Origin of the sequence: Streptomyces sp. CB01249, assembly GCF_001905735.1 — a bacterium.
In the GTDB taxonomy this organism is placed as follows: Bacteria; Actinomycetota; Actinomycetes; order Streptomycetales; family Streptomycetaceae; genus Streptomyces.
In genome coordinates, this window is the sequence record NZ_LISW01000002.1 from 1,544,097 (window position 1) to 1,556,928 (window position 12,832).

13 protein-coding genes are annotated in these 12,832 nt (G+C 72.2%); 10 read left to right on the plus strand and 3 right to left on the minus strand.

What is annotated here, in order from left to right; translation table 11 throughout:
• Positions 1–73 precede the first annotated feature (73 nt).
• From aroA to AMK18_RS15490, 7 genes are all read left to right on the plus strand, one after another.
• Entirely contained in the window at positions 74–1,309 is a 1,236-nt protein-coding gene (gene aroA, locus AMK18_RS15460) for a 3-phosphoshikimate 1-carboxyvinyltransferase (protein WP_073863176.1), read from the plus strand.
• A gap of 77 nt (positions 1,310–1,386) precedes the next feature.
• The gene (gene dxr / locus AMK18_RS15465; protein WP_073863177.1) at positions 1,387–2,649 is read left to right on the plus strand and encodes a 1-deoxy-D-xylulose-5-phosphate reductoisomerase; all 1,263 of its coding nucleotides are present in this window, start codon (positions 1,387–1,389) and stop codon (positions 2,647–2,649) included.
• Entirely contained in the window at positions 2,646–3,956 is a 1,311-nt protein-coding gene (locus AMK18_RS15470; RefSeq protein ID WP_018102339.1) for a M50 family metallopeptidase, read from the plus strand. The genes dxr and AMK18_RS15470 overlap by 4 nt, the downstream gene beginning before the upstream one ends.
• Positions 3,957–4,142: 186 nt before the next feature.
• A complete protein-coding gene (ispG, locus tag AMK18_RS15475; RefSeq protein WP_026171415.1) occupies positions 4,143–5,297 on the plus strand; it encodes a flavodoxin-dependent (E)-4-hydroxy-3-methylbut-2-enyl-diphosphate synthase in 1,155 nt (384 codons plus the stop codon).
• A 163-nt stretch (positions 5,298–5,460) separates the two neighbouring features.
• Positions 5,461–6,306 (plus strand): GNAT family N-acetyltransferase, encoded by an 846-nt coding sequence (locus tag AMK18_RS15480; RefSeq protein WP_198957005.1) that lies wholly within the window; start codon positions 5,461–5,463, stop codon positions 6,304–6,306.
• A gap of 40 nt (positions 6,307–6,346) precedes the next feature.
• Positions 6,347–6,913, plus strand: coding sequence for a GNAT family N-acetyltransferase (locus AMK18_RS15485; RefSeq protein WP_018102336.1), 567 nt, complete (start codon positions 6,347–6,349; stop codon positions 6,911–6,913).
• A 73-nt stretch (positions 6,914–6,986) separates the two neighbouring features.
• Positions 6,987–8,687 (plus strand): proline--tRNA ligase, encoded by a 1,701-nt coding sequence (locus AMK18_RS15490; RefSeq protein WP_018102335.1) that lies wholly within the window; start codon positions 6,987–6,989, stop codon positions 8,685–8,687.
• A 59-nt stretch (positions 8,688–8,746) separates the two neighbouring features.
• On the opposite strand, the gene AMK18_RS15495 is transcribed toward AMK18_RS15490, so the two are convergent.
• From AMK18_RS15495 to AMK18_RS15505, 3 genes are read right to left on the minus strand one after another with little or no spacing between them, the layout of a single operon-like run.
• Positions 8,747–9,670, minus strand: a complete 924-nt coding sequence (locus tag AMK18_RS15495; protein WP_073863178.1) for an aminoglycoside phosphotransferase family protein — start codon at positions 9,668–9,670, stop codon at positions 8,747–8,749.
• A 44-nt stretch (positions 9,671–9,714) separates the two neighbouring features.
• Positions 9,715–10,197, minus strand: a complete 483-nt coding sequence (locus AMK18_RS15500) for a ferritin-like domain-containing protein (protein ID WP_073863179.1) — start codon at positions 10,195–10,197, stop codon at positions 9,715–9,717.
• The gene (locus AMK18_RS15505; RefSeq protein ID WP_073863180.1) at positions 10,194–10,715 is read right to left on the minus strand and encodes a hypothetical protein; all 522 of its coding nucleotides are present in this window, start codon (positions 10,713–10,715) and stop codon (positions 10,194–10,196) included. The genes AMK18_RS15500 and AMK18_RS15505 overlap by 4 nt, the downstream gene beginning before the upstream one ends.
• A gap of 175 nt (positions 10,716–10,890) precedes the next feature.
• Here AMK18_RS15505 and rimP point away from each other — a divergent pair, with 175 nt between their 5' ends.
• The 3 genes from rimP to AMK18_RS15520 all read left to right on the plus strand — a co-directional run bounded on the left by rimP (position 10,891) and on the right by AMK18_RS15520 (position 12,829).
• Positions 10,891–11,388 (plus strand): ribosome maturation factor RimP, encoded by a 498-nt coding sequence (rimP, locus tag AMK18_RS15510; RefSeq protein ID WP_018102331.1) that lies wholly within the window; start codon positions 10,891–10,893, stop codon positions 11,386–11,388.
• Between the two features lie 2 nt (positions 11,389–11,390).
• Positions 11,391–12,431, plus strand: coding sequence for a transcription termination factor NusA (gene nusA, locus AMK18_RS15515; RefSeq protein ID WP_018102330.1), 1,041 nt, complete (start codon positions 11,391–11,393; stop codon positions 12,429–12,431).
• A 119-nt stretch (positions 12,432–12,550) separates the two neighbouring features.
• A complete protein-coding gene (locus AMK18_RS15520) occupies positions 12,551–12,829 on the plus strand; it encodes a YlxR family protein (protein WP_198957006.1) in 279 nt (92 codons plus the stop codon).
• Positions 12,830–12,832: the final 3 nt, after the last annotated feature.

Consider the following 12,832-nt stretch of genomic DNA (forward strand, 5'->3'; position numbering starts at 1 on the left):
GGGCACCGCGGGGCGCGTCCAGTCGCTGGACGCGCCCCGCCGCATGTCCCGGTTCACGGCAGGATGGACGCCCGTGACCGTCATCCACGTCCCCGGCTCCAAGTCCGTCACCGCGCGCGCCCTCTTCCTGGCCGCCGCCGCGAACGGCCGCAGCACGCTCGTACGCCCGCTGCGCTCCGACGACACCGAGGGCTTCGCGGCCGGGCTCACCGCGCTCGGCTACGAGGTCGAGCAGGAGGCGGACGCCTGGCACATCACCGGCCGCCCCGCCGGGCCCGCCGCCACCGAGGCCGACGTCTACTGCCGCGACGGGGCCACCACCGCCCGCTTCCTGCCCACCCTCGCGGCGGCCGGCGCCCGCGGCAGCTACCGCTTCGACGCCTCCGCGCAGATGCGCCGCCGCCCCCTCGCCCCGCTCACCGAGGCCCTGCGTACCCTCCGCGTCGACCTGCGCCACGAGGACGCCGAGGGCCACCACCCGCTGCGCATCGAGGCCGCCGGCATCAAGGGCGGCGAACTCACCCTGGACGCCGGGCAGTCCAGCCAGTACCTCACCGCCCTGCTGATGCTCGGCCCGCTCACGGAGACCGGGCTGCGGATCACCGTCACCGACCTCGTCTCCGCGCCCTACATCGAGATCACCCTCGCGATGATGCGCTCCTTCGGCGCCCGGGTCACCCGGAGCGGCCCCGACGGCACCCTCTTCACCGTGGAGCCCGGCGGCTACCGCGCCACCACCTACGCCGTCGAACCCGACGCCTCCACCGCGAGCTACTTCTTCGCCGCCGCCGCCCTCACCGGCCGCGAGATCACCGTCCCCGGACTCGGCGAGGGCGCCCTCCAGGGGGACCTGCGGTTCACCGACGTCCTGCGCCGCATGGGCGCCGACGTCACCATGAAGGACGGCGCCACCACGGTCCGCTCGACCGGCACCCTCAGCGGCCTCACCGTCAACATGCGCGACATCTCCGACACCATGCCCACGCTCGCCGCGATCGCCCCCTTCGCCTCGGGGCCCGTACGCATCGAGGACGTCGGCAACACCCGGGTGAAGGAGTGCGACCGGCTGGAGGCGTGCGCGGACAACCTGCGGCGCATGGGCATCACGGTCACCACGGGCCCCGACTGGATCGAGATCCAGCCGGGCACGCCCGGGCCCGTCGAGATCGAGACCCACGGCGACCACCGCATCGTCATGTCGTTCGCCGTCGCGGGGCTGCGCACCCCCGGCATCACGTACGACGACCCCGGCTGCGTACGCAAGACGTTCCCCGGCTTCCACGAGGCGTTCGCCGCCGCCACCGGCTGAGCGGGAAACGCGGGGGCGGGGACACGCACGGGTCAACCCGGGACACCCTGTCCCCGCGCACAGCGGGAGCGGCGACAATGGGGCCCATGACCGACAGCCCTGCCCCTCTCGCAGACCCGCACCTCGTCTTCGACGCCGTGGAAGGACGCCGGGATCTCGTCATCCTTGGCTCCACCGGGTCCATCGGCACCCAGGCCATCGACCTGGTGCTGCGCAACCCCGACCTCTTTCGCGTCACCGCGCTGTCCGCGGCCGGCGGCCGGGTCGCCCTCCTCGCCGAGCAGGCCCGCCTGCTGAAGGTGCGCACCGTCGGCGTCGCCTCGCCCGAGGCCGTACCCGCCCTGCGCGAGGCGCTGCGCCAGGAGTACGGGGCGGGCGAGCCGGTCCCCGAGATCCTCGCCGGACCGGACGCGGCGACGGAGCTGGCCGCGAGCGACTGCCACACCGTGCTCAACGGAATCACCGGCTCCATCGGTCTCGCCCCGACCCTGGCCGCCCTGAAGGCGGGCCGCACCCTGGCGCTCGCCAACAAGGAGTCCCTGATCGTCGGCGGCCCCCTGGTCAAGGCGCTGGCCGCCCCGGGGCAGATCATCCCCGTCGACTCGGAGCACGCCGCGCTCTTCCAGGCGCTCGCCGCCGGCACCCGCGCCGATGTGCGCCGGCTCGTCGTCACCGCGTCCGGCGGGCCCTTCCGCGGCCGCACCAGGAGCGAGCTGGCCGAGGTCACCCCCGAGCAGGCCCTCGCGCACCCGACCTGGGCCATGGGACCGGTCATCACCGTGAACTCGGCCACCCTCGTCAACAAGGGCCTCGAAGTCATCGAGGCGCACCTGCTCTACGACATCCCCTTCGACCGCATCGAGGTCGTCGTCCACCCCCAGTCGTACGTGCACTCCATGGTCGAGTTCACCGACGGCTCCACGCTCGCCCAGGCCACCCCGCCCGACATGCGCGGCCCGATCGCCATCGGCCTCGGCTGGCCGCTGCGCGTCCCGGACGCGGCGCCCGCCTTCGACTGGACGAAGGCGGCCAGCTGGGAGTTCTACCCGCTGGACACCGAAGCCTTCCCGTCCGTCGGCCTCGCCCGGCACGTCGGCGCGCTGGGCGGCACCGCGCCCGCCGTGTTCAACGCGGCCAACGAGGAGTGCGTCGACGCGTTCCTGTCCGGGAAGCTGCCCTTCAACGGCATCATGGACACGGTCACCGCGGTGGTGGGCGAACACGGCACACCGGAATCGGGAACTTCTCTCACCGTCGCGGACGTACTCGAAGCGGAGACCTGGGCGCGGACCCGGGCCCGGGAACTCTCGGCCAAGGCCATTGCGGAGGCACGCGCATGAGCATGACGACGATCCTGCTGACGATTCTCGGCATCGTGATCTTCGCCTTCGGCCTGCTGTTCTCCATCGCCTGGCACGAGCTCGGCCACCTGTCGACGGCGAAGCTCTTCGGCATCCGCGTCCCCCAGTACATGGTCGGCTTCGGCCCGACCATCTGGTCCCGCAAGAAGGGCGACACCGAATACGGCATCAAGGCCATCCCGGCCGGCGGCTACATCCGCATGATCGGGATGTTCCCGCCCGGTGCCGACGGCAAGCTGGAGGCGCGTTCCACCTCGCCCTGGCGGGGCATGATCGAGGACGCCAGATCAGCCGCCTTCGAAGAGCTGGAACCGGGCGACGAGAAGCGTCTCTTCTACACGCGCAAGCCGTGGAAGCGCGTCATCGTCATGTTCGCCGGACCCTTCATGAACCTGGTGCTGGCCGTGGTGATCTTCCTCGGTGTCGCCATGTCCTTCGGCTTCCAGACCAACACCACCGAGGTCGCCGGCGTCCAGAAGTGCGTCATCCCGCAGAGCGCCGAGCGCGAGACCTGCAAGAAGTCCGACGCCGTCTCGCCCGCGCAGGCGGCCGGGCTGAAGAAGGGCGACAAGATCGTCGCCTTCGACGGTCAGCGGATGGACTCCTGGGACACCCTGTCCGACCGCATCCGCGACACCGTCGGCCCCGCCACCATCACGGTCGAGCGCGACGGGCAGGAGAAGGACCTGCACGCGGTCCTCCTGAAGAACGCCGTCGCCAAGAAGGACTCGCACGGCGAAGCGGTCGCCGGCGAATTCGTCACGGCCGGCTACCTCGGCTTCGCCGCCCAGACGAAGATCCTCCCGCTCTCCTTCGGCGACTCGGTCGTCCGCATGGGCGACATGGTGGAGAACGGCGTCGACTCGATCATCGCCCTGCCCTCCAAGATCCCCGCCCTGTGGGACGCCGCCTTCGGTGACGGCGAGCGTGCGGCGGACTCCCCGGTCGGCGTCGTCGGCGCGGCCCGCATCGGCGGCGAGGTGATGACGCTGGACGTCCCGGCGGAGAGCCAGATCGCGATGATGCTGTTCCTGCTGGCCGGCTTCAACCTCTCGCTCTTCCTCTTCAACATGCTCCCGCTGCTCCCGCTCGACGGCGGACACATCGCGGGGGCCCTGTGGGAGGCGCTGCGCCGGAACACGGCCCGGGTCTTCAAGCGCCCCGACCCCGGCCCGTTCGACGTCGCCAAGCTGATGCCCGTCGCCTACGTGGTCGCCGGGGTCTTCATCTGCTTCACCCTCCTCGTCCTCGTCGCCGACGTGGTCAACCCGGTCAAGATCACCTGACCGGGGCCCGCCGGACGCGCCCGGTGCACCGCGAGTGACCGGCGGTGTGCGGGGTGCGTCCGACGGGCCGACATTCCGTACGGGGCCGGACGCGGTGTGCTCCCGGCCGCCCCCGGTGACGTAACCTCGAAGGCCGGAGCCCGCCGATACCGGGACCTCGATCCACACCTTGGGGATGCTCAGCGCATGACTGCGATTTCTCTCGGAATGCCCGCCGTTCCGACCAAGCTCGCCGAACGGCGGGTCAGCCGGAAGATCCAGGTCGGATCGGTTGCGGTCGGCGGGGACGCCCCCGTCTCGGTGCAGTCGATGACGACGACCCGTACGTCCGACATCGGCGCGACGCTTCAGCAGATCGCCGAACTCACCGCCTCCGGCTGCCAGATCGTACGCGTGGCCTGTCCGACCCAGGACGACGCGGACGCCCTGAAGATCATCGCGTCCAAGTCGCAGATCCCGGTGATCGCCGACATCCACTTCCAGCCGAAGTACGTCTTCGCCGCGATCGACGCCGGCTGCGCCGCGGTCCGCGTGAACCCGGGCAACATCAAGCAGTTCGACGACAAGGTCAAGGAGATCGCGCGCGCCGCGAAGGACGCCGGCACGCCGATCCGGATCGGCGTCAACGCCGGTTCGCTGGACGCCCGGCTGCTGAAGAAGTACGGCAAGGCCACCCCCGAGGCGCTGGTCGAGTCCGCGCTCTGGGAGGCGTCCCTCTTCGAGGAGCACGACTTCCGCGACATCAAGATCTCGGTCAAGCACAACGACCCGGTCGTGATGGTCAACGCCTACCGCCAGCTCGCCGCCCAGTGCGACTACCCGCTGCACCTCGGCGTCACCGAGGCCGGCCCCGCCTTCCAGGGCACCATCAAGTCGGCCGTCGCCTTCGGCGCCCTGCTCAGCGAGGGCATCGGCGACACCATCCGCGTCTCGCTCTCCGCGCCGCCCGCCGAAGAGGTCAAGGTCGGCATCCAGATCCTGGAGTCGCTGAACCTGCGCCAGCGCCGCCTGGAGATCGTCTCCTGCCCCTCCTGCGGCCGCGCCCAGGTCGACGTCTACAAGCTCGCCGACCAGGTCAGCGCCGGTCTCGAGGGCATGGAGGTCCCGCTGCGCGTCGCGGTCATGGGCTGCGTCGTCAACGGCCCCGGCGAGGCCCGCGAGGCCGACCTCGGCGTCGCCTCCGGCAACGGCAAGGGCCAGATCTTCGTCAAGGGCGAGGTCATCAAGACCGTGCCCGAGTCCAAGATCGTGGAGACCCTCATCGAGGAAGCCATGAAGATCGCCGAGCAGATGGAGAAGGACGGCGTCGCCTCCGGCGAGCCCGAGGTCTCCATCAGCTGACCCGCTCCACCCCCGGCAGCGCCCCGCGAGGAACCCCTCGGCGGGGCGCTTCCGCGTGCGGGCCCGCGCCGGATGCGCACAGCCGTTCCCGGGCACGGGCGGCGTCGCTCAGGCTCTTCGGTTACAGTGCGGAAATCAGCAGACCGCATGGTGAGGCCCCCTCGTGTTGACGCACACCACCACCCGGGTCCTCGAACCCAGCGACCTCGGCGCCGCGCTCGCCGTCCTGGAGAGCGAGCCCGTGGCCAACGCCTTCGTGACGTCCCGCGTGCAGATCGCCGGACTCGACCCCTGGCGCCTCGGCGGCGAGATGTGGGGCTGGTACGCCGACGGCCGGCTCCGCTCCCTGTGCTACTCGGGCGCCAACCTCGTCCCGATCTGCGCCGGGCCCGAAGCCGTCCGCGCCTTCGCGGACCGCGCCCGCCGGGCCGGCCGCCGCTGCTCCTCGATCGTCGGCCCCGCCGAGCCCACCGCCGAGCTGTGGCGCCTCCTCGAACCGGGCTGGGGCCCCGCCCGCGAGGTCCGGGCCAACCAGCCCCTCATGGTCACCGAGAGCCCGTCCGCCGATGTGGAACCGGACCCGCTCGTCCGCCGCGTCCGCAAGGACGAGATGGACATCCTGATGCCCGCCTGCATCGACATGTTCACCGAGGAGGTCGGCGTCTCCCCGCTCGCCGGGGACGGCGGACTCCTCTACCAGGCCCGCGTCGCCGAACTCATCGGCGCCGGCCGCTCCTTCGCCCGGATCGACGACGGCAAGGTCGTCTTCAAGGCGGAGATCGGCGCCACCACCCCGCAGGCATGCCAGATCCAGGGCGTGTGGGTCGCCCCCGAATACCGCGGCCGCGGCCTCTCGGAGACCGGCATGGCCGCCGTACTGCGGTACGCGCTGGCCGATGTCGCCCCGGTCGTCAGCCTCTACGTGAACGACTACAACACCCCCGCGCGCAAGGCGTACCGCCGCATCGGCTTCCGGGAGACCGGCGCCTTCATGAGCGTGCTCTTCTGACCCGCCCCCGTCCGGGCGACCCGGACAGTAGGGTCGGCCCATGGCAGCAGATTCCGGGGGCGGCCCCCGCACCACCGGCGTCCGGGTCGGGCCGATCGATCTCGCGGACCGCGTCGACGAGGCCCTGGCCGTACAGGCCGTCGCCTTCGGCCTGAGCGCCGGGGAGGTCGAGGTCCGCCGGCACATCGTGCTCCGGCACCTCGACCACCCGCACGCCCGCGCGCTCGGCGCCCTGACGCCCGAGGGCCGGCTCGTCGGCTTCGTCTACGGCATGCCCAACGACCGCGGCCACTGGTGGTCCACCGTCGTGGAGCCCTACCTCCGCGCCACCGGCAGCGCCCACTGGCTGGACGACGCCTTCGTGATCACCGAGCTCCACGTCCACCCGGACTTCCAGAACCGGGGCATCGGCCGCACCCTGATCACCACCATCACCGACGCCGTCGCCCAGCCCCGCTCGATCCTCTCCGCGATCGACACCGAGAGCCCGGCCCGCGGCCTCTACCGCTCCCTCGGCTACCAGGACCTCGCCCGCCAGGTGCTCTTCCCCAGCGCCCCCAAGCCGTACGCGGTGATGGGAGCGCCCCTGCCACTGCGCCGTACGTGAGGGAATGGATTTCCGCCCGCACGGGCCGCCCCGCTAACCTCGGGCCCATCACCCTTCCGAGCAGGAGTTCACCATGGCCCAGGTCCAGCGCATGTCCCGATTGATGATCAAGACACTGCGCGACGACCCGGCGGACGCCGAGACGCTCAACCACAAGCTCCTCGTCCGAGCCGGCTACGTACGACGCACCGCTGCCGGAATCTGGTCCTGGCTGCCGCTCGGCAAGAAGGTCCTGGAGAACATCACCCGCGTCGTCCGCGAGGAGATGGACGCCATCGGCGGCCAGGAGGTCCTGCTCCCCGCGCTGCTGCCCAAGGAGCCCTACGAGGCGAGCGGCCGCTACGACGAGTACGGCGACCTGCTGTTCCGGCTCCAGGACCGCAAGGGCTCCGACTACCTCCTCGGCCCCACGCACGAGGAGATCTTCACCCAGGTCGTCAAGGACATGTGCTCGTCCTACAAGGACCTGCCGGTCATCCTGTACCAGATCCAGACGAAGTACCGCGACGAGGCCCGCCCCCGGGCCGGTGTGCTGCGCGGCCGCGAGTTCCAGATGAAGGACTCGTACTCCTTCGACACCACGGACGAGGGCCTGGCCGAGGCGTACCAGCTGCACCGCGCCGCGTACATCCGCATCTTCGAGCGGCTCGGCCTGGACCACCGCATCGTCTCCGCCGTCTCCGGCGCCATGGGCGGCTCCGCCTCCGAGGAGTTCCTGGCCCCCGCGCCCGCCGGCGAGGACACCTTCGTGGACTGCCCGAACTGCGACTACGCGGCCAACACCGAGGCCGTGACCTTCAACGCCACCCCCGGCGACGCCACGGGCACCGGCCCCGTCGAGGAGCTGGACACCCCCGACACCCCGACCATCGAGACCCTGGCCGCCCACCTCGGCGTGGAGGCCTCCGCCACGCTGAAGAACCTGCTGGTCAAGGTCGACGGCGAGATCGTCGCCGTGGGCGTGCCCGGCGACCGCGAGGTGGACCTCGGCAAGCTGGGCGAGCACCTGGCCCCCGCCGTGGTCGAGCTGGTCACCGCCGAGGACTTCGTGGGCCGCCCCGACCTCGTACGCGGCTACGTCGGCCCTCAGGGCCTGGAGAAGGTCCGCTACATCGCCGACCCCCGCGTCGCCCCCGGCACCGCCTGGATCACCGGCGCCAACAAGGACGGCAAGCACGCGAAGAACGTCGTCGCGGGCCGCGACTTCGAGGTGGACGACTACCTCGACGTCGTCGTGGTCGAGGCGGGCGACCCCTGCCCCAAGTGCGGCACCGGCCTCCAGGTCGACCGCGCCATCGAGATCGGCCACATCTTCCAGCTCGGCCGCAAGTACGCCGACATCTTCGCGCTCGACGTGCTCGGCCAGCAGGGCAAGCCCGTCCGCGTCACGATGGGCTCGTACGGCATCGGCGTCTCCCGCGCCGTGGCCGCCCTCGCCGAGCAGACCGCCGACGACAAGGGCCTGTGCTGGCCCCGCGAGATCGCCCCGGCCGACGTCCACGTCGTCGCCGCGGGCAAGGCCCTCCAGACCGAACTGGCCCTGGAGGTCTCCGACAAGCTGGCCGCCGCCGGGCTGCGCGTCCTGGTGGACGACCGCGCCGGCGTCTCGCCCGGCGTCAAGTTCACCGACTCCGAGCTGATCGGCGTCCCGAAGATCCTGGTCGCCGGCCGCCGCTCGGCCGAAGGCGTCCTGGAGCTGAAGGACCGCCGCACCGGCGAGCGCGAGGAACTGACGGTCGAGGAGGCCATCGCGCGCCTCTCCCAGCAGGACTGACGCTCCTTACGCGTGAGGGCCCCGCACGGAACGTTCCGTGCGGGGCCCTCACGCATGTCCTACAGCCAGCCCGCGAACTCCAGGGTCACTTCGCCCTCCTGGCGGCGCCCGGCCGCCAGCGCCCGGGTGCCCGACTCCACGGCGCGGAACAGCGTCCAGCCGTGCAGCCGCTCCTGGTCCACGTCCAGCGAGTCCGCGAGTTTCTTGACCCGGCGCCGGGCCGTCGTCGCCCCGGCGGACGACGCGATCAGGTCCTCCACCCGGTCCCGGACCAGGCGCGCCAGGTCGTACGCCCGCTCACCGACCAGCGGCTCGGGCCCGACCGTCAGCCAGGGCGCCCGCTCACCCGCGAGCACCTTGCTCTGCCGGAAGTTGCCGTGCAGCAGCAGCGCCTCGGGGGACCCGGCGACCAACTCCTCGCGGACCGCCAGCGCGGCGGTGACCAGGGGTTCGAGCGCGGGGTCGGACGCGGCGGCGGCGCGCATCGCGTCCACCCGCCGCCCGGTCCGCTCGGTGACCGTCTCGAAGCCATGCCCGGCCGGCGGGTCCACCCACAGCCGGCGCACCGTCCCGGCCGCTTCGAGGAGCGCCTTCGCCTCCGGCAGCGACCGCAGCGACATTTCGGGGTGCAGCCGCTCCAGGAGCAGCGCGCCCGCCACCGGCCGCCCGCCGTCCGCGGGATCGAGCAGCCGCACCGCGCCCCAGCCGTTCCAGTGCGCCAGCGCCGCCTGTTCGAGCTCCGGCGCGGCACCGGACGGGGCCAGCTTCAGGGCGGCCGGGGTGCCGTCGGCCCCCCGGACCAGCAGAACCAGACTGCTGCGCCCGCCGGGGGCCGCGACCCGCTCCACGACCGGGGCGCGGCCGGTCGCGGCCAGCGCCTGCTCGGTCAGTGCGGGAAGCCCCGCGAGCCATTCCCCGGCGGCCGTATCCCCGTACGACTCACCGAGCGCTCGCACCAGACGCTGCGGCGGTTCAAAACCCATACGTGCCGTGTTCCCTTTCAGAGCCTTCTCGTGTGCGCCCTTTTTCAGTGCGCGGTGGCGGCCCCGGCCTGCGTGTCCGTCGAGGCCGCGGCACCGGCCCGCTCCGCGAGCCCGGGAAAGGGTACGCCGCTGCCCCGCCAGCGCGCCGCGCGCACCGCGGCCTCGCGCAACGCGTCCGCCGCGCTGCGCCGCAGCGACCCGTCGGCGGCCCGGACCAGGTCGGAGTAGACGTACCCGACGCGGTCCTCCAGGACTGCGGCGAGCCGGACCGCCGCCGCGGCGTCCGGCACCGCGAACGGCAGAGCGTACGCGGCGTCGGAGGCCACCGGCTCACCGCCCAGGTCCCGGACCGTGCGCACCAGGGCGTCGCGGCGGGCGCGGTGGGCGTGGAACGCGGCGGTGGCCTCGGCCCGGCGCGCCGCCGCGACCCGGCCGCCCGCGACCCCGTAGCCGTAGACGGCGGCGTGCTCGGCGGCCAGCGCCGCCTGGGCCGCTGCCAGCGGGCCGTCGTTCTTGCCGTCGCTCATGCCGGGGTCTCCTTGGCCAGCTCGGTCAGCAGATAGGCGTGCGCCGCGCACGCGGCGGCGACCGAGGCCAGCAGCCGGGCCAGTTCCCCGGGCGCCTCCAGGAGCAGCGCGGTGTAGGCGTCCGCCGCGGAGCGCTCGGCCGCCGCCAGCTCCTTGACCGCGGCGGCGGGGGTGGCCGCGCGCGAGCGGGCCGTGCCGAGCGCGGGGGTCTTCTCCGGGGAGAGCGCCTTGAGGTGGGCGCGGACCGCGTCGCGCAGGGGGGTGAGGGCCGTCGCGGTCGTCGGGTGGGCCCGGAGCACGTGCTCGTAACCGGCGAGCAGGGTCGCCGTGGTGCGGGTGGCGCCGGTGCGCAGCGCCTTCTCCGCGCGTACCGAGGAGGCACCGTGCGCGTGCGCGGAGCCCTTGGTCCCCCCGCCCGCGCCGTCGTCGTCGCTTCCGCAGCCGGACAGCACCGCTCCGGCGGCCAGTGCGCCGGTCGCCGCGAGCGCGCCCCTGCGCGTCGTCCCCGTACGCCGCACTTGCTCTCCTTCGGGCTGGACCTGTCTTGACTGGATCTGTCCGGAAGTGATCACCGCCTGTGAGCGTACCCGCGCCCGGGGGACCGGCTGACAGCAACACCCCCTGCGACCGGATACCCTTTGACCAGACACGCGAGATCCCCACAACAGCACACGCGGCCGAGGAGTCACCCGGATGAGCACCACCCAGAGCGAGAGGCTGCGCGGGCTGGTCGAACCGCTCGTCAGCGCCGAGCAGCTGGAGCTGGAAGAGATCGAAGTCTCCCGGGCAGGCCGCCGCAGGGTGCTGCGGATCGTCGTGGATTCGGACGAGGGTGTCGAGCTCGACACCTGCGCGGAGCTGAGCCGCGCGATCTCCGCGAAGCTGGACGAGACCGACGTGATGGGCGAGGACGAATACGTCCTGGAGGTCAGTTCGCCCGGCGCCGACCGTCCGCTCTCGGAGCACCGCCATTACGTACGCGCCACCGGGCGCCTCGCCAGGCTGAACCTGAGCGACGGCGGCGAACTGGTGGCCCGCATCCTCGCGGTGGACGAGGACGGTCTCGACCTGGAGGTGCCGGGCGTGAAGGGCCGCAAGCCCACCGCCCGCCGGATCGCCTTCGACGAGATCGCCAAGGCCCGCGTGGAGCTGGAATTCAACCGCAAGGACAAGAAGGAAGAGGAGGCGTAGCCGTGGACATCGACGTGAAGCTCCTGAAGGGCTTGGCGCAGGACAAGGAGATCCCGTTCGACGTCCTGGTCGAGGCGATCGAGTCGGCCCTCCTCATCGCGTACCACCGCACCGACGGCAGCCACCGCCGGGCGCGCGTGGAGCTGGACGAGCGCGGCCATGTGACGGTGTGGGCCAAGGAGGACCCGGCCGATCTGGAGGAGGGCCAGGAGCCCAAGGAGTTCGACGACACCCCGTCGGGCTTCGGCCGGATCGCCGCGACCACCGCCAAGCAGGTCATCCTCCAGCGTCTGCGCGACGCCGAGGACGACCGCACGTTCGGCGAGTACGCGGGCCACGAGGGCGATGTCGTCACCGGCGTCGTCCAGCAGGGCAAGGACCCGAAGAACGTCCTGGTCGACATCGGCAAGCTGGAGGCCATCCTGCCGGTGCAGGAGCAGGTGCCCGGCGAGGAGTACACCCACGGCCTGCGGCTGCGCACCTACGTGGTGCGCGTCGCCAAGGGCGTGCGCGGTCCCTCCGTCACGCTGTCGCGCACCCACCCCAACCTGGTGAAGAAGCTCTTCGCGCTGGAGGTCCCGGAGATCGCCGACGGTTCCGTCGAGATCTGCGCGATCGCCCGCGAGGCCGGCCACCGCACCAAGATCGCGGTCCGCTCGACCCGCTCCGGCCTCAACGCCAAGGGCGCCTGCATCGGCCCGATGGGCGGGCGCGTCCGCAACGTGATGGCCGAACTGCACGGTGAGAAGATCGACATCGTGGACTGGTCGGACGACCCGGCCGAGATGGTCGCCAACGCGCTGTCACCCGCGCGGGTGAGCGAGGTCGAGGTCGTTGACCTCGGCGCCCGTTCCGCCCGGGTGACCGTGCCGGACTACCAGCTCTCGCTGGCGATCGGCAAGGAGGGGCAGAACGCCCGCCTGGCCGCCCGCCTCACCGGCTGGCGCATCGACATCCGCCCGGACACCGAGACCGACGCCGAGCGCGACGTCGCCGACCGCGAGCGCGCCGAGCGGGCCCGGGAGCGTTCGGACCGGCGCTGACGCACCCCCGAGCGGCGCCCGGGGAATAGATCCCGTCGGCCGGTCGCTGAGATCACGACAACGTCCGTTCGATTTTTGCCCCAAAGGGGTGAGGTCGGTGCGGGGAGGTAGACTTAGCCGTGTCTGGCCGGACGCACGCCCGCGCTTGCCCTGAGCGAACCTGTGTGGGATGCCGGGAGCGGGCGGCCAAGAACGAGTTGCTGCGCATCGTCGCGGAAGGGGACGCCTGCGTCCCTGATCCGCGCGGTACGCTGCCCGGCCGGGGTGCTTACGTGCATCCCGTCCCCGACTGTCTGGACCTGGCGGTTCGCCGCCGGGCATTCCCCCGGGCCTTCAAGGCCAAGGGGCCGTTCGACCCGACCGCGGTACAGCGGTTCGTCGAGCGGGTGACACCGTAAGAA

What these genes read in the sequence shown, in the direction of transcription:
- dxr (WP_073863177.1), top strand. Translation starts at nt 1,387, where the DNA reads ATGGGGCCCATGACCGACAGCCCTGCCCCTCTCGCAGACCCGCACCTC.
- AMK18_RS15470 (WP_018102339.1), top strand. Translation starts at nt 2,646, where the DNA reads ATGAGCATGACGACGATCCTGCTGACGATTCTCGGCATCGTGATCTTC.
- ispG (WP_026171415.1), top strand. Translation starts at nt 4,143, where the DNA reads ATGACTGCGATTTCTCTCGGAATGCCCGCCGTTCCGACCAAGCTCGCC.
- AMK18_RS15485 (WP_018102336.1), top strand. Translation starts at nt 6,347, where the DNA reads ATGGCAGCAGATTCCGGGGGCGGCCCCCGCACCACCGGCGTCCGGGTC.
- AMK18_RS15490 (WP_018102335.1), top strand. Translation starts at nt 6,987, where the DNA reads ATGGCCCAGGTCCAGCGCATGTCCCGATTGATGATCAAGACACTGCGC.
- AMK18_RS15495 (WP_073863178.1), bottom strand. Translation starts at nt 9,670, where the DNA reads ATGGGTTTTGAACCGCCGCAGCGTCTGGTGCGAGCGCTCGGTGAGTCG.
- AMK18_RS15500 (WP_073863179.1), bottom strand. Translation starts at nt 10,197, where the DNA reads ATGAGCGACGGCAAGAACGACGGCCCGCTGGCAGCGGCCCAGGCGGCG.
- rimP (WP_018102331.1), top strand. Translation starts at nt 10,891, where the DNA reads ATGAGCACCACCCAGAGCGAGAGGCTGCGCGGGCTGGTCGAACCGCTC.